This window comes from Pseudomonas sp. PMCC200344 (assembly GCF_030053095.1).
In the GTDB taxonomy this organism is placed as follows: Bacteria; Pseudomonadota; Gammaproteobacteria; order Pseudomonadales; family Pseudomonadaceae; genus Aquipseudomonas; species Aquipseudomonas svalbardensis.
Map to the genome: position 1 here is coordinate 4,788,808 of NZ_CP125618.1, position 20,068 is coordinate 4,808,875.

Consider the following 20,068-nt stretch of genomic DNA (forward strand, 5'->3'; position numbering starts at 1 on the left):
GTCGAGCAATCTGCCGCCTGGTGTTGGCGGTTGGCGTCACGCAGATCGGCTCAGGCTAATGAGGCTCTCTTATGCGGACGATAGCGTCTGCATCGGGCCTTTGATGGAGCAAACGTTTGCATCGTTAGGTGGCTAAGTTAACCCAGCATTAACAAAAAAGCCCTGCACCGTTAAACGTGTGCAGGGCTTTGAAATCAGTCTTGAAAGCGTAGCTTCAATACCGATTGGGCTCCATTTCCAGGTCGACATGGAAACGTTCCGAAATGTCTTTCTGAATGCGTTGCGCCAGGTTCAGCAATTGCAGACCTGTCGCGTTGCCGTAGTTGACCAGCACCAACGCCTGCAATTTATGCACGCCGACATCGGCGTCACGGAAACCTTTCCAGCCGGCCCGCTCGATCAGCCACCCCGCTGCCAGTTTCATTTGCCCGTCGGGTTGCGCGTAGGCCACCAGATCCGGATATTCACCTTTGAGTTGCGCGACAAGCGCCGCTGGCACCAAAGGATTCTTGAAGAAGCTGCCGGCATTGCCAAGCACCGCCGGGTCCGGGAGCTTTTCATTGCGGATGCTGCAAATCGCCTGACTGACATCAGTGGCTGTCGGATGATCGATACCGTGCTCGGTCAGGCGCTGGCGCACCGGGCCGTACTCCAGATGCAGGTGCGCGGCGCGGTCCAGGATGAAACGAACCCGCAGGATCAACCAACGCCCCGGTTCCTGCTTGAACAGGCTGTCGCGGTAGGCGAAGTTGCATTCTTCCAGGGTGAAATCCCGCAAGTCGCCGGTCTGCCGATCCAGCGCGGTCAGGCCGGCGAACACGTCCTTGATCTCCACGCCATAAGCACCGATGTTCTGCATCGGTGCCGCGCCGACAGTGCCGGGGATCAGACTGAGGTTTTCCAGGCCCGACAAACCCTGCGCCAAGGTGTGCTGCACGAACGGATGCCAAGGCTCGCCGGCCTCGGCTTCGATCACGACCTTGCTGCCGTCATCGCTCAAGATGCGAATCCCGCGGGTGGCCATACGCAGCACCAGCGACTGGATATCGGCCGTCAGCAGCAAATTGCTGCCACCGCCAATCACCAGCAGCGGCACGTCATGCTCCACCGCATAGGCCAGGGCTTCACGCACGTCGGCATCGCTGTGGGCTTCGGCAAACAGCCTGGCCTTAACGTCGACACCAAAGCTGTTGAACGGTTTGAGCGAAACCTGGGCGTGCACCTGCAAACTCATAACCGTCCCTTCAATTCGATCACCAGCAAATCACTGGCGCGCTCGATCAGGTCCAGCACCTGCTCGAAGCCTTGGTCGCCGTCGTAGTACGGATCCGGCACTTCATCGATTTCTGACTGGTAGCGACGCAGGAACAGATCCAGTTCGGCCTTGCCCTTGGCCGGTTGCAAGGCCTTGAGGTTGCGCAGGTTGCTGTGGTCCATCGCCAGAATCAGGTCGTAGGTGGCGAAATCGGCGCGGGACACTTGCTGGGCGCGCTGGGCGGACAGGTCATAACCACGCAGTTTCGCCGCAGCCTGGCTGCGCTTGTCCGGGGACTTGCCGACGTGCCAGTCACCGGTTCCAGCGGAAGCGACTTCGATTTGATCGGCCAGCCCCGCTTCGCGCAGTTTGTGTCGCAACACGCCTTCAGCCGTGGGGGAACGGCAGATGTTGCCCAGGCAGACAAACAAAACCCGCATCAGGCCTCCAGCAGGCGACGAACGCGCTCAAGGTCTTCAACGGTATCGACGCCGGTGGGCGGTGCGATCAGCGCGTCGGCGACGTGAATCCGCACGCCGTGCCACAGGGCACGCAGCTGTTCCAGGGATTCGGTATTTTCCAGCCAGCATGGGCCCCAGCTGACGAAGTCATGCAGGAAACCGGCGCGGTAGGCATAGATGCCAATGTGCCGGCGATACGGCACGCCTTCCGGCAATTGCTCGCGGCTTTTGGCAAACGCGTCCCGGGCCCACGGCAACGTGGCACGACTGAAGGTCAGCGCCAGGCCATTAAGGTCGCTGACAACCTTGACCACGTTGGGGTTAAACAGGGTTTCCACGTCTTCGATCGGCTCAGCCAACGTGGCCATGCGCGCTTCGGTGTGGGCGGCCAGGTTGGCGGCAACCTGATCGATCACGCTCGGCGGGATCAACGGTTCGTCACCCTGGACGTTGACCACAATAGCGTCGGGCGCCAGGCCCAGCTTCGCGGCGACTTCGGCCAAACGGTCGGTGCCGGAATTGTGATCTTCGCGGGTCAGCACCACTTCAGCGCCAAACCCGTTGCAGGCCTCGACGATGCGCGCATCGTCAGTGGCAACCACCACGCGCTGAGCACTGCTTTTGCTCGCCTGTTCCCAGACGTGCTGGATCATCGGCTTGCCGGCGATCAGGAGCAGCGGTTTGCCCGGCAAACGAGTGGAGGCATAACGCGATGGAATGACAACGGTAAAGGCTGTGGTCATTTATCCAGACGCTCGTCGGTGGTCAGGGTGCGGGCTTCGGTTTCGAGCATCACCGGGATGCCGTCGCGAATCGGGTAAGCCAGGCCTGCGCCCTTGCTGATCAGCTCGGTTTTGTCGGCACTGAGCTTGAGCGGGCCTTTGCAGACCGGGCAAGCGAGGATATCGAGCAATTTGGTGTCCATGAGCATTCCCTGGATAAAAACGGATTTAAGGCAAAAGACGAGCCGGCAACAGGCGCATCAGCTGCGTATCGAACCAGGCCACGAAGGCCGGCGATGGCGCAGCATCGACCGCCAGGTACCACCAATCGGCGGCGGCGAAGGCACGGCACTTCACCGCGTCCTTTTCGGTCATCACCAACGGCAATGACGGTGTGAAATTCAAGGCCTGCACGCTGTATTCGGCGTGGTCGGCAAACGCATGCGGGACTGGTTGCCAGTGTAGCGTTTCGAGGGTTGTGAAGAAACGCTGCGGGTTGCCGATCCCGGCCACGGCGTGCAGCGCCTGGCCTGCGGGAAAGTGATCGAGGGGACGCCGCTCGCCGCTTCGCAGATTGACCAGTTCGGTGGGTTGAAGCTGGAAGGCAAAACCGCCTTCGCGATCGTCATCGGCGCCGTTGTACAGCACCGCGTCGACGCTTTGCAGGCGCTCGGCCGGCTCACGCAACGGCCCGGCGGGCAGACAGCGCTGGTTGCCCAAACCTCGGGCGGCGTCGATCAGTACCAGCTCCAGGTCGCGGGCCAGACGGTAATGCTGCATGCCGTCGTCGGACAGGATCAGGTCCAGCGGTTCACTCGCCAGCAGGGCTTTGACGGCGCTGCTGCGGTCCGGGTCGATCATCAACGGAACGCCGGTGCGCTGGACGATCAAGAGCGGTTCGTCGCCTGCGATATCGGCGCTTTGATCCGCCTCGACTCGCCAAGGCAGTTGCGGCGGTTTGGCGCCGTAACCTCGGCTGACCACGCCAACCCGCAAACCGCTGCGCTGGCAGTGCTGGATCATCCATAGAATCAGTGGCGTCTTGCCGGTGCCGCCGACGGTGATGTTGCCGACCACGATCAGCGGCACCGGCGGTTGATAGATCTCGCCCTCACCCGCCAGAAAACGCTTGCGCTTGTTCATGACCACGCGCCGATACAGCCACTCCAACGGCTGCAACAGCTTCAGGGCCGGATGACCTTGGTACCATGCGGCGAGCAAGCGATCGGACATGGCCATCAGGGCGCGGGCGGCGCCGCCTCGACAGTGGTCATGCGCAGGTGACTGAAACCGAGTTTACCGGCGGCGTCCATAGCGGTGATGACGGACTGATGCTGGGTCTTGCCATCAGCGCTGATGGACAGCGGCAGTTTGGTGTCGCCATTGGATTCTTTCTGCAGCGCGTCCATCAGCGTCACCAGGTCGTTCTTTGGCAATACCTGATTATTCACCGAGAACGCGCCTTCGGCACTGATTGCAACGTCCAAATGCTTGACCTGCTGATCTTCGGCAGGCGAACCGCTGACCGCTTCCGGCAGATCGACGCGCAACTGGGTTTCACGGGTAAACGTGGTCGTGACAACGAAAAACAGCAGCAGGATAAACACCACGTCGATCAGCGACGCGAGGTTGATGTCCACATTCTCCCGTTGCTTGCGGCGGAATTTCACGCTTTGCTCCCATTCAGGTCAACATCACGGTCGCCCTGCACCACCTCGACAAGCTTGATCGCTTCCTGCTCCATGCCCACCACCAGTTCATCGATCCGGCGTTGCAGGAACCGGTGGAAGAATACCGCCGGGATGCCGACCATCAGGCCTGCGGCCGTAGTAATCAGGGCCTTGGAGATACCACCGGCCAACACGGCAGCGTTAGTGGTCATGCCCGAACCCATGAATGCGCTGAAGATATCGATCATGCCCAACACCGTCCCCAACAGACCCAGCAACGGGGCCATGGCGGCGATGGTGCCCAGCGCATTGATGTAGCGTTCGAGCTCGTGAACCACTCGCGCGGCGGCTTCTTCTATGCACTCTTTCATGATCTCGCGACCATGCCTGGAGTTGGCCAGGCCGGCAGCCAGGATTTCGCCCAGCGGCGAGTTGGCGCGCAGTTCCTTGAGTTTGTCCTTATTGAGTTGTTTGTCCTTGATCCAGACCCAGACCTGCCCGAGCAAATGCTCCGGGGTCACACGGCTGGCTCGCAGGGTCCAGAGACGTTCGGCGACGATCGCCATGGCTGCGATGGAACTCAGAATGATCGGTATCATCATCCATCCGCCGGATTTGACCAATTCCCACACAGTGACAGTCCCCTCGAAAAAGTGCGCCACTCTAACATAGGGGGTCGGCGCACCGAAAACCGCGATGTCGCATCCGGTCGGGCTTTAATCACTCCGGTTATTGCACAGAGCGCCAGAAACGCCGTTCTTGACGCATCGTCCATGGCGGCTTGAAGCGTCCCAGTTGCAGACGGATGGCACCCTGTTCGGCGCTGTCATGGATCGACATGCCACGCTTTCGATAGCGCGCCATGATCGTGGGATGGGGATGACCGAATGAATTGCCCTGGCCGCGGGAGATCAGCACTGCTTTGGGTTGCAGCCCGGTAAGCAGCGCCATGGAAGATGAGCTGCGACTGCCGTGGTGCGGTGCCTGCAACCAATCGGTGGTGACGGCGAGTGGACTGTCGAGCAGTGCCCGCTCGGCTACGGTGTCTATATCACCGGTCAATAACAGACGCTCACCGTTGGCTTCTATCTGCAGGACGCAGGATTTTTGATTGCTGTCGCTGGCCGAAGACCACTGCCAGAGCTGGAACCTCACATCATCCCAGACCCATTGCTTGCCGCTCTCGCAGCCTTCTGCCTGCAATTCGGCCGGCAGCGCCAGGGGATCGCCACTGACCACCCGTTTCACCGGCAGGCCATTGGCAACGGCCCGGGCGCCGCCCGCATGATCGGCGTCAGCATGGCTGATCAACATCAAATCGAGTCCATTCACGCCCAGTTTGCGTAAAGTCGGCAGCACCACCCGCTCGCCCAGGTCGAAATCGCCGAAACGTGGCCCGGTGTCATACAACAGTGTGTGATGACGGGTGCGCACCAGGATGGCCAAACCCTGGCCGACATCCAGCTGCCAAACTTCGGCGATGCCTTCAGGCAAGACCTGCCGGGGTGGAAAAACCAGCAACAACAGCATCGGCCAACCCAACGAGCGAAACGGCACACCCCGAGGCATCAATAGTAGAAAGGCACCGACTGTGCCGAGTGCCCATATCCACAACGGGATGGCCACCGGGACCCACGCGGGTAAATACCCGGCCATCAGCGTCAGGCCCTTGAACAAGAGGTCGATCAAACCTCCTGCCAACCACAGCAACCCTTCGCCCACGTAAGGAAGGGGTAAAAACAACGTACCCAGCAATGCCGGAGGCAGCACGACCAGGCTGATCCACGGCACCGCGAGCAAATTGGCCACCGGCCCGCTGAGACTGATCGGCAACCCGAGCACCAGCAGCAACGGGCACAGACCAATCGCGATCAGCCATTGGGCACGGGTCCACGTTTGCCACCAACGCCATGGGCCCAGCCGACCACCGAAGGTGAAGATCAACACCGCCACCGCCGCGAACGACAGCCAGAAACCCGGTTGCAGACTCGCCAGCGGATCCAGCAGCAAAACACCGTCGAGCGCCAGCAACAACGGCCACCAGGCGCCGAGGTGACGAAATCGCAGGCGCCACAACAGCACCAGACCGATCATCACGCAGGCCCGCCGCACCGGCACCTCGAAACCGGCCAGCAGCCCATAACCGAGAGCGGCCGCGAACGCGAGTCCACAGGCCCACGGCAGCCAAGGCAAGCGTTTCGGCCACAGGCCATAACGGGCCAGCCCGGCAATCAACAGATACACCAGCCCTGCCAACAACCCGATGTGTTGTCCGGAAATCACCAACAGATGGACGGTGCCGGTGTCTTGCAGCACCTGCCAGTCTTCGCGACTCAGTCCGGCGCCATCCCCCAGCACCAACGCCGTCAGCGCTCCCGTTCGTCCCTGGGCATCCACGGACTGCAAGCGCTGACGGATGCCGTCGCGCCAGGCCCATTGGGCTTCCTTGAGCCGCTCGCCAGCCTTGACCGCCCCGGTAGCGCCGATGCGTTGCGCCAACAGCCAGGCGTCGTAATCGAAGGCATGGGGATTGAGCAGCCCCGCAGGACGCTTCAACTTGACCGCCAGTCGCCAATGTTCGCCGCTGTTGACCGGCGGCCCGTCATACCAGGCCAGGCGCAGAAGTTTCGGCACCTTCCCATGTCGCGACCGGGCGTCCGCCAACTCGAAACGCACGACGGCCTCATTGATCTGCGGCAATCCCGTCACCCGACCTTCGACCCAACGGGTTTCGCTATCGAGGCTCATCGGCAGCCGATCATCCAGCGCCCACTGTGCATTCGCGCACGCCCAACTGAAGCCGAACAGGAAAAACGCCAACGGATAAGTCCTGAACGGCAGCGCCATCAATCCCATGACTGGCAACAACAGCCACAACCAGACCGGCGGTAGTATCGGTAAAAAACGCAAGATCAACAGACCCAACGCCAGCGCCATCATCCCTGTGCGCATACGCCCGTCCTTGAGAGTCCCCTCTTAGGCATAGCCGGCTAATCGCACAGGCATCGTTATTAATTGTCACAAAGTCTGAATGGGCGGTTCATAGAATCCAGACATACTTGCCGCCTTAACCGACCGAGAAGCCTTATGCCCCGGCGCTTATTCAAACGTTACATGCCAGACCCGATCATCATCAGGGAACACAAGTCGTTACGCTTTCTCGGCACCCTGCTGCATGACCCGAACCTCTGGCACCTCAACCGCCATTCCGTCGCACGGGCCATGGCTGTGGGTCTGTTCGCGGCGTTCCTGCCAATTCCATTGCAGATGCTGCTCGCCGCCATTCTCGCCATCATGGTGCGCGGCAACATGCCGATTGCGGTCAGCCTGGTCTGGCTGACCAACCCGATCACCATGCCGGCGGTGTTCTTCTGCACTTACCAGACGGGGGCCTGGCTGATGGACGTTCCCACCCGCCATTTGCCGGACGAGCTGACCTGGGAATGGATCAGCGGCGAACTCTCGACTCTTTGGCAGCCGTTTTTACTCGGCTCGGTGGTGACGGGACTGGTGCTCGGCGCGCTCGCCTATTGCCTGACCATGATGTACTGGCGCTGGTGGGTGGGGCGGCAGTGGCGGCGGCGCAAGAAAAAGCGAATGCAGTAAACGCAAAACGGCCTCCACAGTGGGAGGCCGTTGTTTTTTGTGGTGTCTGGACTGACGCCATCGCGAGCAGGCTCGCTCCCACAGGGGATCCAGTGTGGGAGCGAGCCTGCTCGCGAAGAAGGCGATGCGGTCGTCCTTTTAGGTACGCATCCCGCGTCCACTGACCAGCAGCCGTGCGCAACCGATGTACAACACCACGGTCGCCACCAGCATGAAGGTGATCGCCACGCTGATCCTAATGTCCGAAACGCCAAGAATGCCGTAACGGAAGGCGTTGACCATGTGCAGCACCGGGTTGGCCAGGGACACGGTCTGCCAGAACGGTGGCAGCAAGGAGATCGAGTAGAACACCCCGCCCAGGTAGGTCAGCGGTGTCAGCACAAACGTCGGGATGATCGAGATGTCATCGAAGTTGCGCGCAAACACGGCGTTGATGAAGCCCAGCAGCGAGAAAATCGTCGCCGTCAGCACCACCACCAGAATGGTCACGCCCAGGTGATGCACCTGCAAGTCGGTGAAGAACAGCGACAGCAGGGTCACGATGAGCCCGACCATCAAGCCGCGCAGCACGCCGCCCAGGGTGTAGCCGATCAGAATCGTATGCGGCGACACGGGCGACACCATCAATTCTTCGATGGAACGCTGGAACTTGCTGCCGAAGAAACTCGAGACCACGTTGCCGTAGGAGTTGGTGATCACCGACATCATGATCAGCCCCGGCACGATGTACTCCATGTAGGTGAAGCCACCCATGTCACCGATCTGCCGGCCGATCAGATTGCCGAAGATCACGAAGTACAGAACCATGGTGATGGCCGGCGGCAGCAGCGTCTGCGGCCAGATCCGGGTAAAGCGTTTGACCTCTCGGTAAACGATGGTGTTGAGGGCAACGAGGTTGGGTTGCAGCTCGGAACTCATACCGCCACCTTCGACAGATTTTTCTCCACCAGGGACACGAACAACTCCTCGAGGCGATTGGTTTTGTTACGCAGGCTCAACACTTCGATGTTCTGCTGCGCCAATTGGGTGAACAGCGCGGTGATGCCCATGGCCTTGTCGACCTGAACTTCAAGGGTGTGGCTGTCGAGCAGCTTGGTCGGGTAACCGAGCAACTGCGGCGCGGTTTGCAAAGTGTTTTTGAGGTCGAGCAGGAACGTTTCCACATGCAGTTGGCCGAGCAACTGTTTCATGCTGGTGTTCTCGACGATGGTGCCGTGGTCGATGATGCCGATGTTGCGGCACAACTGCTCAGCCTCTTCCAGGTAGTGGGTGGTGAGGATGATGGTGATGCCTTTCTTGTTTAGCTCGGTGAGGAACGTCCACATCGAGCGACGCAGTTCGATGTCCACACCCGCCGTCGGTTCGTCGAGGATCAGCAAGCGCGGTTCGTGAACCAGCGCACGGGCGATCATCAGTCGACGCTTCATGCCGCCAGACAGTGAACGCGACGGCGTATCGCGCTTGTCCCACAGGCCCAGTTGGGTCAGGTACTGCTCGGCGCGTTCCTTGGCGATTTTCGGCGGGATGCCGTAATAACCGGCCTGGGTCACGACGATATCGAAGGTTTTTTCGAACTGGTTGAAGTTGAATTCCTGAGGTACTACGCCGATGGAGCGCTTGAGCTGCGCAGGATTCTTGTCCAGGTCGTGACCGAAGATATTCACCGTCCCGCTGGTCTTGTTCACCAGGGTCGAGAGGATGCCGATGGTGGTGGATTTTCCGGCGCCGTTAGGGCCGAGCAATGCGAAAAAGTCACCTTCGGCGACGTCCAGATCGATACCACTCAGGGCCTGGAAACCGTTGCCGTAGGTTTTGGTTAGCTGCCGGATGGACAGAGCGGAACTCATATCGGATTTACGCACCAAGAAGGGAAGAAAGGGACAAATAAGGGCGGGCGGCGACTGATACAACCGCGGCGCACGAGCGCAATGGTGCTTGTCGCCGCCACACAAGTACAGTCAAGTGTGTCGATAGTGAGTATTAAGTCAACGCGGTCATAACGGCTTTCTGATACGCCGGACGCTGTTTCAGCCGTGCATACCAGGCTTGCAAATGAGGCTGCGGCGCGCGCTCGATCGGCATCTCGAACCAGGCATAAATGAAACTGCCCAGAGGAATGTCGCCCATGCCAATCTCATCGCCGGACAGGTATGGTTGGGTCGCCAGCGCCTGATCAGCCATCGACAGCAGGCCATCGCACTCCTTGATCGCGGCGTTGATTGCGGGCCAGTCCTGTTGACTTTCCGGTGTACGTAACACACCCCAGAACACCGTGCGGAACGGGCCGGCAAAACTTGAAGTGGTCCAGTCCATCCACTTGTCGGCCGAAGCCCGGGCCTGCAGATCCTCTGGATACCAGGCCGTGCCGTTGGCGTGGCGAGCCATCAGGTAACGCACGATGGCGTTGGATTCCCACAGCACGAAACCCTCGTCTTCAATCACCGGCACGCGACCATTGGGGTTCATCGCGCGGTACTGCGGCGTATCGACTACACCAAAGGCGCCGCCGGCGTCGATGGCCTCATAGGCCAGACCAAGCTCCTCGGCGGCCCACAAAGGTTTTCTGACATTCGACGAGTTTTTCCGACCCCAGATCTTCAGCATGACCGCCTCTTTATGGATGAATGCGCAGGCAGCATACGCCGGATCAGGCGCGACTCAAATCGCTCTGCATGTCACCCAGCAGCGTGGGCAGAGTGTCGCTGAACAGATGCGGATAGCACTTCTCGAGGTGCTCGAAAAAGAACGATTCAGGCACGTCGGTGAACTGCCCGTGGTCGATCAGGTATTCCATCAATTGCTCGCCGTCGCGATTGAACGGATGGAAAACGCTGTCGTTGATGCCGTCGAATTCAAGTGGTGCGACATTGAACAGTTCGCACAAGCCTTGGTTGAACGCTGGCGTGGCTTTTACCCAGCGGCCGTTCAGATACAGCTCCGTATAGCCGTGCATGGCGAACACATCGCTCTTGAGCAACTCGAGCAACCGCGGCGTCGATAAATGATTGCGCACGTCCGCCAGGCCGATACGCGCAGGGATCGCGCAATGTCGGGCGCACCCGGCCAGCAGCGTGGCTTTAGGCACGCAATAACTCTCCCCCGCTGCCAACGCATAACTGCCGCGCAAGGTGTCTGGGTCGCGACTGAAGGTGTAAGGGTTGTAACGCACAGTTTCGCGCACGGCGTAATAGAGATTGATCGCCTGCTCGAGCGGGTCACGACGGCTGCCGCGATGTTTTTCGGCGAACTCCACCACCGACGGGTGGTCACTATCTATGAAGCGGCCGGGACTCAGATACTCGTGCATGAGAACAATCTCCTGGGAAAGCCACGAGTCTAGCGACACGTTCAGCACAGAGATAACGACGTTTCGGCCAAACATGGACGCTTTGCCGCCCGTCCAACGAACGATTTCCGCGGCCTGCCCACCGGGCCTACAAAACTCATCCATGGTTTCCCACGAATTCAATCACATCGCTCTGACCACCCTGTTTTGCGGATGCCGTCTAAGCTCTGAACGTTGGTTTTGCCCTGGTTTCACGGAGGATTAAATATGCTGCTGTTGTGGATACTGGTTCTGGTTGTCGGGTTTGCTTATTTAGCCCACCGACGCATCGCTCCACTGCCGGCCTTGGGTATCGTCGCCGTCTACCTGGTGGCGATGGGTGTTTTCAGCCACGCGCCAAGCTGGCTGTTGCTGATTTTCTGGGTGTTGATCGCGGCTGTGGCTGCACCATTGTTGTTGCCCGACCTGCGCCGCAAATACTTCAGCGCGCCGCTGTTCAGCTGGTTCCAGAAAACCCTGCCGCCGATGTCGGAAACCGAACGAGACGCCATTGAAGCCGGCACCGTGTGGTGGGACGGCGAACTGTTCAGCGGTCGCCCGGACTGGAACACACTCCTGGCCTATCCAAAAGCACAGCTGAGCGAAGAGGAACAGGCCTTTATCGACGGCCCGACCGAAGAACTCTGCGCCATGGTCAGCGACTGGCAGATCGGTCAAACCATGGACCTGCCTCCCGAAGCCTGGGCCTACATCAAGGAAAACGGCTTCTTCGCCCTGATCATTCCCAAGGAGTTTGGCGGCAAAGGTTTCTCCGCTTATGCCCACTCCCAGGTGGCGATGAAACTGGCGACCCGCAGCGGCGACCTTGCCTCTACCGTGATGGTCCCCAACTCCCTCGGTCCGGCCGAACTGCTGCTGCATTACGGCACCGACGAGCAACGCAACCACTACCTGCCACGACTGGCGCGCGGCGATGACATCCCGTGCTTCGCACTGACCGGCCCACTGGCCGGCTCTGATGCCGGCTCCATGCCCGACACCGGGGTGATCTGCAAAGGTGAATGGGAAGGCAAGGAAACCTTGGGCCTGCGCCTGAACTGGGAAAAGCGTTACATCACGCTGGGCCCGGTCGCCACACTCCTCGGCCTGGCCTTCAAGGCCTACGACCCGGATCACCTGCTGGGTGAGGAGGAGGACCTGGGCATCAGTCTGGCGTTGATCCCGACCGATACCGCCGGTGTTGACATCGGCCGCCGTCACTTGCCGTTGGGCGCGTCATTCATGAACGGCCCGAACTCCGGCAAAGATGTCTTCGTACCGTTGGAGTTCCTCATCGGCGGCCAGGAAATGCTCGGCAAAGGCTGGATGATGCTGATGAACTGCCTGTCGGTCGGGCGTTCGATTTCGTTGCCAGCGGTCGGCACCGGCGCCGCCAAGTTCACCAGTCTGGTGACCGGCCAGTACGCTCAGGTCCGTGAACAATTCAATGTTCCACTGTCGGCCTTCGAAGGTATTCAGGAAGCAATGGCCCGTATCGGCGGCAACGCCTGGATGATGGACGCCGCGCGGATGCTCACCGCCAATGCAGTGGATTTGGGCGAGAAGCCATCGGTGCTGTCGGCGATTCTCAAGTACCACCTCACTGAACGCGGCCGCGAGTGCATCAGCCACGCCATGGATGTTCATGGCGGCAAGGCAATCATCATGGGGCCGAACAACTACCTCGGTCGCAGCTGGAATGGCGCGCCGATTTTCATCACCGTGGAAGGCGCGAACATTCTATCGCGCAACCTGATGATCTTCGGTCAGGGAGCAATTCGCTGCCATCCCTTCGTACTGAAAGAAATGGCCCTCGCCGGCCGTGAAGACAAGGATCAGGCACTCATAGAATTCGACGGCTTGCTACTCAAACACATCGGTTTTGCCGTGAGCAATGCTGCCAGCACGCTGGTGCTGAACCTCGGCTTCGGTCACTTCGAACACGCTCCGGGAGACAAGCTCAGCCAGAGTTATTTCCGTGCGCTCAACCGTCAGGCTGCCGCGTTCGCCATGCTGGCTGACCTGAGCATGATGTTGCTGGGCGGCGAACTGAAACGTCGTGAACGCCTGTCGGCGCGTCTGGGGGATGTACTCAGCAACATGTACCTCGCCTCCGCCGCACTCAAGCGTTACCACGACCTCGATTCACCGGAGCACATGGCGCCACTGTTTACCTGGGCCATGGAAGAAAGCCTGGGTCAGTCGGAACGAGCGCTGGATGAACTGCTGAGCAACTTCCCGAATAAGGTGTTGGGTTGCCTGTTGCGGGTGATCGTGTTCCCGTTCGGGCGTCGTCACAAAGGGCCATCGGACAAACTCGGCGCCGAAGTGGCGGCGGTGATCGGTCGCGCCAAGGGCGATCCGACCCTGGAAGAGTTGCTCGGCGGTTGCTACCGGCCGCAATCCACTGATGACCCGGTCGGCGCCCTGCAACATGCATGTAACCTGCTGAGTGCCGCGCAACCGCTGCGCAAAAAACTTCATGTCGCGCTCAAAAGCGGCCAGGTCAAACCGGTCGCCGGGGAACACGTCATCGATGCAGCGCTTGAGGCTGGCGTGTTGCAGCCCGGGGAAGCGCAGACCTTGCGTGACGCCGAAGCGGCGCGGCGCAAGGTGATTGATGTCGATGATTTCGACAAAGAGGAGCTGGCGCTGGCAGACGGAAAGGTCCGCTGATCCATGTTGTACTCTCCACCATGTAAAAACGGGCGCAGGGGCTTTATACTCCCGCGCCCGTTTTGCTCTTGAGGACTTATCTCGTGTCCAATGTCGTTGCCGATCATCTTGTCTTGCTCGACCACCTGCGCAGCATCCTGGTCGCCGTAGGTGAGGCCGAACAGGTTCCCGAAGAAAGCCATGCCTTGTTCCTGGAGCGCTTCGACGAACTGCGTGCTTTGCTGCCGGTCGACCCGATCGAAAGCCAATACCTGGGCCAGGACATTCTGTGCCAGGTGATCACCCGCTACCCGCAAATCGCTCACCTGGTCCCGCGCGACCTGCTGTGGTACTTCGCCGGTGACTGCCTGCATTACATGCCCGACGATGAAATCGACTTGTACCAGGCGCTGGAAGAACGTCGTTTCGAAGCCGAACAAAACGACGAACCGTTCGACTGGAACCAGGAAAAACAGCTGCTGGCGATGTCGAAAGACGACAGCAAACACTGATCCCCGGTCAGAAATACAAAAGGCCCGCATGGTTGAACATGCGGGCCTTTTTTTGATCTTCGCTTCAGAGCAATCCATCACTCTCCGGCAACTCATACTCTACCGCGACCTTACCCGAGCCACTCAACTTGCCAGGCTTGCTCAGGGTCGGTTCCTTTTCCAGGCACTCCACCAGATAGTCGATCAGCACCCGTAACTTCGGTGGCAGATAACGGGTCGGCGAATGCAGCAGCCAGGCACCGCCGTGGTAAGACGCCAGAAAGGTCCAGTCCGGCAACACCTGCACGATCAGTCCCTGCTCCAGCGCATAACGTGCGGTGAAATACGGCAGGCTGCCAATCCCGATGTGCTGCAACACTGCGCCCAACCGCACGCCGGTGTGATTGGCCGCATAACGTCCGCGCACGCCAACGGTTACAGCCTTGGTGCCTTTCTTGAATTTCCAGCGTGCATCGCTCGGCGTTTCGCCCAGATAGATGCAGCTGTGGTTGAGCAAGTCGTGGGGATGGGTCGGTGTGCCGTGTTCAGCCAGGTATTGCGGCGTTGCACAGAGCATATGATCGATGGTCAGCAATTGCCGCCCGACCAGTCCAGCAGGTGGCCGATCTGTAATACGAATCGCCAGATCAACGTTGTCGTCGATCAAATCCACCTGGCGGTCCTCGAGCAACAGCTCCACGTCCACTTTGGGATAGCGACGCAAAAATTCCGGCATATGCGGATGAATCACGAAACGCCCCACCGCCTTCGGCACACTGACGCGCACCAGTCCTTCCGCTTCATGGGTGAACTGGCCGCTGATTTCCATCACCGATTTGGCTGCGCTGACCATCTCCTGGCAGCGCTTGAACACCTCTTCCCCTCCGTCGCTCAAGCGCAACTTGCGCGTGGTTCTCTGCAGCAAACGGGTGGCAAGCGCCTTCTCCAGGCGCGAAATGCTGCGACTGACCGCCGAGGGTGAAGAACCCAACTGTCGAGCAGCCTCGGAGAAGCTGCCAGTCTCGACAACCTTGACGAAGATCGCCATTTCACCGAGCAATGGCAGTGGAAGATTTATGCTCACAGCGCAACAGTCCTTTGATGTTTGAACGGATTATCACGCAATTCCACGCTCCATATAATAAAAAATAGAATTGTTAATAAGGGCATGGAATATGACGCTTCGCCTCTTTTTCCATAGTGATGACCTCAAGGCCAATGTGGAAGTCCTGGATTGCACGCCCCATGAGAACGAATTTGCCGTGGTGCTGCGCGCCACGTTGTTTCATCCCCAAGGCGGTGGACAGCCCTTTGACACCGGTTGGATCGGCGAAAGCCGGGTCCTGCGGGTTGTTCAGGATCCAGAGCGGATCATTCATTTCGTCGACCATCCGGTAAAACCGGGCATGACTCAGATTCGGGTCGACGAACAACGCCGCCAGTTCAACTCACGCATGCATTCCGCCGGCCACCTGATCGGCCACTTCGTCCAGGCCATGGGCTGGATGCCGATCAAGGCTCATCACTGGCCGGGCGAAGGACGCGTGCAATTCAAACCGGCAGAGTCGGCAAAAGAGGTTGATGCCGAGATGGTTCAGCACGGCATCGAGCAGTGGATCGCCCATGATTTTCCGCGCCTGACATCGATGCGTGAAGGCGCCCGGGAAATCGGTTTCGGTGAACTGCCCGCCTACGGCTGCGGCGGCACCCATGTACGCAGCCTGAAGGATTTGGGCACGGTCACGATCACTTCCCTTTCACTGAAGAAGGGAACGCTATCAGTCCACTACAGCGTGGATTGAGCATTTGGGCGATACCGTTCCTGTCATCGCCTGACGCCGGGGGAACCTGCGGTCGCGGGTTCTGTTGACTATCTGATAGATGGACCTAAGACATGATGCTTGACGTCGAGCGTCTCGATGAGACGTGCATAAAAAAACTGGCCAACGAAGAAGTCCTCGCCGTCCGCGTCAAAGGCTTGTTGCCCAAGCCGCTGGCGATTCAGATTGGCGACAAGATCCTCGCCCCGGGCTTTGAAGGCTATATCAATGCGCCGAGCATCGGTCGCATCGGCATGGCGTTTTATGAAGCGGAAAACCAGCCGCTGCTGATCGAAGATTATTTCGAACGCGCCACCCGCAACATTGCGGAGTTACGCAACCGGTGTGCGCCCTATTCGTCCCCCGTCGACACACTGCGCTGCATGCTCGACGAGTCCTGGCCGGCGGGTGCGCACCTGGAAAATCTGTACGGTCGCAAGATGTATGTCGGGCTGTCCCGGGTGGTAAAACCCGGGATCTGTTTTCTGGCCCACCACGACATTTTCGCCAAGGACGCCCCGGACAGTTACCAGGCTAAAAGCCTGGAAGCGCAGTTCGCCTGCAATGTTTACCTGAACATGCCCGCCGAGGGCGGTGCACTGCAGATGTGGGACCACGACATCTCCCCGGACCAGTTTGACGAAATGCGTGGCGACAGTTACGGAATCGATCCGGCTCTGCTCGGGACTCCGACCCTGGAGATTCTTCCCGAGCCGGGTGATTTCATCATGTTCAATTCGCGCTGCATGCACTCGGTGACACCGGGTGTGGCTGATCCGCGCTTGAGCCTTTCGTTCTTTGTCGGCTATCGCGGCAATGCTTCACCCCTTACTTTCTGGAGTTGAAATGCTTTCGAATTACCTGGGCGAGTTTCTGGCGCTGGCAACTATCCACTTTCTGGCCGTGGTTGCACCCGGACCGGACTTCGCAGTGACCATCCGCCAGAGCGTGCGCTTCGGTCGACTGGTCGGGATTTGCACGGCGCTGGGCATCGGTGCGGGCATTTCCGTGCACGTGCTTTACACCTTGCTCGGGGTCGGCGCGCTGATGCACACGACGCCTTGGCTGCTGACGGTGGCCAAGGTTGTGGGTGGCGCTTACATTTTGTACCTCGGTGTCAGCCTGCTGCGCAGCAAGCCCAAGACCGTACTGGAAGGCGACAAACCTGACGAACCGGTCGCAGAACAAACTTTGCTGAAGGCATTTACCACCGGCTTCCTGACCAACGCGACCAACCCGAAAGCCACACTGTTTTTCCTGGCGATCTTCACCACCATCATCAGCACCACAACGCCACTGAAGATCCAGGCGCTTTACGGAATCTGGATGTGTTTTGTGAATGCGCTGTGGTTTGTGATCGTCGCGCTGTTCTTTTCCAGTGCCCGGGTACGGCTGCTGTTTATGCGCATGGGGCACTGGTTCGAACGCACCATGGGGGTGATTCTGATCCTGTTCGCCGGGCGCCTGATTCTGTCGATGTAAAATCTGCGGCCATGCAAAAGGCCCGCTCAGTCGACTGGCGGGCCTTTTCCGTTTCTGCGTCGCTTTTGCATTTCTGTGCGACAGATCTCACTTCAGGGACTCCCGGACTGCTCACTCGTGGTGTTAGTTTGGGAACGTTTTCTTGTCCCATCGATCAGCAACTTCTCACAAACGCCTGCAAAGGAATGCCCCCAGCAATGAATTTCTCACTCAAGCACCTGGCCGCGTCGACTCTGATACTGGTCAGCCTTTCGTCGTTCACCCTGACAGCGCACGCTAACATCACCCCGCAACAGAGCGCGGCTATCCTCAAGACCTTCAGCGACGCATCGGTAACGGATTTCAGGCAGTTCCTGGGAGGCCTGGCCAAAAGCGACCTTGGCAAAACCGACGACCTCGGCCCGGCCATCAGTGCCTTTCTCGACAACAAGACCCTTTCTTCAGAACAGCAGAACGAGATCCATCGCCTGCTCGGCCTCTATGCACGCGTGAAGTACGGCAGCGCCGCCACTGAGACCCTGCGCGAGTTGGTGGCCATCCCGACCTTCCGTGTGGATGGCGTTGCCCAGCACGACAATCCCGAATTCATCAAGATCGCCGACAAGATCAAAAGCCTTGCCCAGGCCTTCAACCTGAACTTTCGCAACATCGACAATCGCGTCTATGAGATCTCCCTGGAAGGCAGTGGGGATGAAGTCGTGGGCATTCACGCGCATGCCGACGTGGTGCCCGTGACGCCGGAGAACTGGGTCCTGAAAGACGGCACCCAACTTGATCCGTTCAAGGTCACTTTGATCGGCGACCGCCTGTATGGCCGGGGCACCGAGGATGACAAGAACGGCATCGTGGTGTCGCTCTATGCCATGAAGGTCATCAAGGAAGAGAAGCTGCCGCTGGCCAGGAATTTCAAGCTGCTGGTCGACACCACCGAAGAAACTACCGGCGACGCCATCCCTTATTACTTCGAAAACAACCCGACACCCAACTACAACCTGGCGCTGGATGGCGGCTACCCGGTGGTGATTGCCGAGAAAGGCTACGGCACCGTCATGGCGAACTTTGCCAAGCGCAAGGCCGAGGGCAAGGGCGCTGAAATCATCTCGATGACGGGCGGCATGGCCACCAACCAGATTCCGTCGACATCGGTCTCCACCCTTTTGAGTGACAAGCCTGCTGAATTGGCCGCCAGCCTGCAGAAGGCCGGTAGCGATTATGCCAAGCGCAATGTCGGCAACTTCGAGGTAACCGCCAAGGTCGTCGGCAAGGACGTCAAGCTGACGGTCACCGGCGTTTCGGCCCACTCCTCCGAGCCCGAGTCAGGTGTTAACCCGGTGGCCAGGATGCTGGATTTCATCAACAGCCTTGACGGAAAAGTCGCGCTCAAGCACAACCACATTACCGATGCTGCTCGCTACGCCGCCGACAACTGGGGGCTGGATTACCTGGGTGGCAAATTGGCGGTCGGCTTTTCCGATGCCTTCATGGGACCGTTGACCACTTCCCTGACCTATGTCGGGATGGATGAGAAAGCCTTCAAGCTCGCGGTCAACCTGCGGGTGCCGAAGGGCAAATCCCCCGAAGTGCTCAAAGCCGAAATCGCCGAAAAGCTTGGCGCCTGGAGCAAGAAGACCCACGTTGCGGTGGCCTTCGACTATTCGATCGCCGAGCCGATGTACCGCAACCCCGAGGGTGAATGGGTCAAGGCCCTGCTGGCTGTGGCCAGCGAAAACCTTGGCATGGAACACACGTTCGGTACTTCCGCCGGCGCCACCTCGGTCCATGAACTGCCCAATGGCGTGCAATTCGGCCTGGCCAGGCCCGAGATCAAGTACACCGGCCACACTGACAACGAGTTCAAGACCGTCGACCAGTTCTTGCTGGACCTGCAGATCGTGACCGAGATGATGGGGCGTATTGGGCAGTTGCCGAAGCTCTGATTCCCTTTCGGACCCGCTATTTTGGCGGGTCCACTGCTTTGATCGTAGCAACGCATACCCTGTAGCTGCTGGCGAAGCCTGCGTTCGGCTGCGCAGCAGTCGTGAAATCAGGCAATGCGGTCCTTCAGGACTACCTCGCGCTCAGTTTTACGACTGCTGCGCAGCCGAACGCAGGCTTCGCCAGCTGCTACAAGGTGCGACTTGGCTTACCTGATCGGCATTTCCCGAAGAAGGTTGTTTTCTGTTGCGCCATAAAAGACGCGCAAACAAAAACGCCGCTCATTGCTGAGCGGCGTTTTCGTTAAATATGGAGCGGGAAACGAGACTCGAACTCGCGACCCCGACCTTGGCAAGGTCGTGCTCTACCAACTGAGCTATTCCCGCAAATGGCGTCCCCTAGGGGACTCGAACCCCTGTTACCGCCGTGAAAGGGCGGTGTCCTAGGCCACTAGACGAAGGGGACACGCTAACTGAAACACATGGTGTGTATTTCAGTGCCCAAATCCGCATCCGAAGATGCTGGTTCTGGTTTCACTCAGCCCTGCCCGAAAGCAACGCTGTTTAAAATTGGAGCGGGAAACGAGACTCGAACTCGCGACCCCGACCTTGGCAAGGTCGTGCTCTACCAACTGAGCTATTCCCGC

General features: G+C 59.3%; 20 protein-coding genes and 3 tRNA genes. 7 read left to right on the plus strand and 16 right to left on the minus strand.

The window, feature by feature from the left end; translation table 11 throughout:
• Positions 1 to 214 precede the first annotated feature (214 nt).
• The 8 genes from murB to QFW87_RS21950 form a co-directional block, all read right to left on the minus strand.
• Complete coding sequence (murB, locus tag QFW87_RS21915) at positions 215 to 1,234, minus strand: UDP-N-acetylmuramate dehydrogenase (protein WP_283188871.1); 1,020 nt, start codon at positions 1,232 to 1,234, stop codon at positions 215 to 217.
• Positions 1,231 to 1,695, minus strand: coding sequence for a low molecular weight protein-tyrosine-phosphatase (locus QFW87_RS21920; RefSeq protein ID WP_283188872.1), 465 nt, complete (start codon positions 1,693 to 1,695; stop codon positions 1,231 to 1,233). The genes murB and QFW87_RS21920 overlap by 4 nt, the downstream gene beginning before the upstream one ends.
• Entirely contained in the window at positions 1,695 to 2,459 is a 765-nt protein-coding gene (kdsB, locus tag QFW87_RS21925; RefSeq protein WP_046049062.1) for a 3-deoxy-manno-octulosonate cytidylyltransferase, read from the minus strand. Before kdsB ends, QFW87_RS21920 begins: the two co-directional genes overlap by 1 nt.
• Positions 2,456 to 2,641 (minus strand): Trm112 family protein, encoded by a 186-nt coding sequence (locus tag QFW87_RS21930; protein ID WP_007945752.1) that lies wholly within the window; start codon positions 2,639 to 2,641, stop codon positions 2,456 to 2,458. The genes kdsB and QFW87_RS21930 overlap by 4 nt, the downstream gene beginning before the upstream one ends.
• 25 nt (positions 2,642 to 2,666) lie before the next feature.
• Positions 2,667 to 3,677, minus strand: coding sequence for a tetraacyldisaccharide 4'-kinase (gene lpxK / locus QFW87_RS21935; RefSeq protein WP_283181267.1), 1,011 nt, complete (start codon positions 3,675 to 3,677; stop codon positions 2,667 to 2,669).
• Entirely contained in the window at positions 3,677 to 4,108 is a 432-nt protein-coding gene (locus QFW87_RS21940; protein WP_283188873.1) for a biopolymer transporter ExbD, read from the minus strand. Before QFW87_RS21940 ends, lpxK begins: the two co-directional genes overlap by 1 nt.
• Positions 4,105 to 4,740 (minus strand): MotA/TolQ/ExbB proton channel family protein, encoded by a 636-nt coding sequence (locus tag QFW87_RS21945; RefSeq protein ID WP_283181269.1) that lies wholly within the window; start codon positions 4,738 to 4,740, stop codon positions 4,105 to 4,107. Before QFW87_RS21945 ends, QFW87_RS21940 begins: the two co-directional genes overlap by 4 nt.
• Before the next feature lie 97 nt (positions 4,741 to 4,837).
• Positions 4,838 to 7,060, minus strand: coding sequence for a DNA internalization-related competence protein ComEC/Rec2 (locus QFW87_RS21950; protein ID WP_283188874.1), 2,223 nt, complete (start codon positions 7,058 to 7,060; stop codon positions 4,838 to 4,840).
• A 135-nt stretch (positions 7,061 to 7,195) separates the two neighbouring features.
• Between QFW87_RS21950 and QFW87_RS21955 the strand changes: the two genes are divergently transcribed.
• The gene (locus QFW87_RS21955) at positions 7,196 to 7,714 is read left to right on the plus strand and encodes a DUF2062 domain-containing protein (RefSeq protein ID WP_283181271.1); all 519 of its coding nucleotides are present in this window, start codon (positions 7,196 to 7,198) and stop codon (positions 7,712 to 7,714) included.
• Between the two features lie 138 nt (positions 7,715 to 7,852).
• On the opposite strand, the gene QFW87_RS21960 is transcribed toward QFW87_RS21955, so the two are convergent.
• The 4 genes from QFW87_RS21960 to QFW87_RS21975 all read right to left on the minus strand — a co-directional run bounded on the left by QFW87_RS21960 (position 7,853) and on the right by QFW87_RS21975 (position 11,021).
• Positions 7,853 to 8,632, minus strand: coding sequence for an ABC transporter permease (locus QFW87_RS21960; RefSeq protein ID WP_283188875.1), 780 nt, complete (start codon positions 8,630 to 8,632; stop codon positions 7,853 to 7,855).
• Positions 8,629 to 9,561 (minus strand): ABC transporter ATP-binding protein, encoded by a 933-nt coding sequence (locus QFW87_RS21965; RefSeq protein WP_033056918.1) that lies wholly within the window; start codon positions 9,559 to 9,561, stop codon positions 8,629 to 8,631. The genes QFW87_RS21960 and QFW87_RS21965 overlap by 4 nt, the downstream gene beginning before the upstream one ends.
• A 133-nt stretch (positions 9,562 to 9,694) precedes the next feature.
• A complete protein-coding gene (locus QFW87_RS21970) occupies positions 9,695 to 10,318 on the minus strand; it encodes a glutathione S-transferase (RefSeq protein WP_283188876.1) in 624 nt (207 codons plus the stop codon).
• Between the two features lie 43 nt (positions 10,319 to 10,361).
• A complete protein-coding gene (locus tag QFW87_RS21975; RefSeq protein WP_283188877.1) occupies positions 10,362 to 11,021 on the minus strand; it encodes a transglutaminase family protein in 660 nt (219 codons plus the stop codon).
• Between the two features lie 246 nt (positions 11,022 to 11,267).
• Between QFW87_RS21975 and QFW87_RS21980 the strand changes: the two genes are divergently transcribed.
• Both QFW87_RS21980 and QFW87_RS21985 read left to right on the plus strand, forming a co-directional pair.
• Positions 11,268 to 13,715, plus strand: a complete 2,448-nt coding sequence (locus QFW87_RS21980; RefSeq protein ID WP_283188878.1) for an acyl-CoA dehydrogenase — start codon at positions 11,268 to 11,270, stop codon at positions 13,713 to 13,715.
• 83 nt (positions 13,716 to 13,798) lie between these two features.
• Positions 13,799 to 14,206, plus strand: a complete 408-nt coding sequence (locus tag QFW87_RS21985) for a PA2817 family protein (protein WP_008152400.1) — start codon at positions 13,799 to 13,801, stop codon at positions 14,204 to 14,206.
• A gap of 64 nt (positions 14,207 to 14,270) precedes the next feature.
• Here the strand turns inward: QFW87_RS21985 and QFW87_RS21990 are convergent, their stop codons facing one another.
• Positions 14,271 to 15,269 (minus strand): LysR family transcriptional regulator, encoded by a 999-nt coding sequence (locus QFW87_RS21990; RefSeq protein WP_283181277.1) that lies wholly within the window; start codon positions 15,267 to 15,269, stop codon positions 14,271 to 14,273.
• Positions 15,270 to 15,360: 91 nt separating this feature from the next.
• Between QFW87_RS21990 and QFW87_RS21995 the strand changes: the two genes are divergently transcribed.
• The 4 genes from QFW87_RS21995 (at position 15,361) to QFW87_RS22010 (ending at position 19,424) form a co-directional block, all read left to right on the plus strand.
• Positions 15,361 to 15,987, plus strand: coding sequence for an alanyl-tRNA editing protein (locus QFW87_RS21995; protein WP_283188879.1), 627 nt, complete (start codon positions 15,361 to 15,363; stop codon positions 15,985 to 15,987).
• A gap of 92 nt (positions 15,988 to 16,079) precedes the next feature.
• The gene (locus tag QFW87_RS22000) at positions 16,080 to 16,850 is read left to right on the plus strand and encodes a 2OG-Fe(II) oxygenase (RefSeq protein WP_283181279.1); all 771 of its coding nucleotides are present in this window, start codon (positions 16,080 to 16,082) and stop codon (positions 16,848 to 16,850) included.
• A gap of 1 nt (position 16,851) precedes the next feature.
• The gene (locus QFW87_RS22005; RefSeq protein ID WP_283181280.1) at positions 16,852 to 17,487 is read left to right on the plus strand and encodes a LysE family translocator; all 636 of its coding nucleotides are present in this window, start codon (positions 16,852 to 16,854) and stop codon (positions 17,485 to 17,487) included.
• A gap of 197 nt (positions 17,488 to 17,684) precedes the next feature.
• Complete coding sequence (locus QFW87_RS22010) at positions 17,685 to 19,424, plus strand: dipeptidase (protein WP_283188880.1); 1,740 nt, start codon at positions 17,685 to 17,687, stop codon at positions 19,422 to 19,424.
• Between the two features lie 308 nt (positions 19,425 to 19,732).
• On the opposite strand, the gene QFW87_RS22015 is transcribed toward QFW87_RS22010, so the two are convergent.
• From QFW87_RS22015 to QFW87_RS22025, 3 genes are all read right to left on the minus strand, one after another.
• Positions 19,733 to 19,808, minus strand: a tRNA-Gly gene (locus tag QFW87_RS22015).
• Positions 19,809 to 19,811: 3 nt separating this feature from the next.
• Positions 19,812 to 19,887, minus strand: a tRNA-Glu gene (locus tag QFW87_RS22020).
• 105 nt (positions 19,888 to 19,992) lie between these two features.
• Positions 19,993 to 20,068 (minus strand) — tRNA-Gly (locus tag QFW87_RS22025).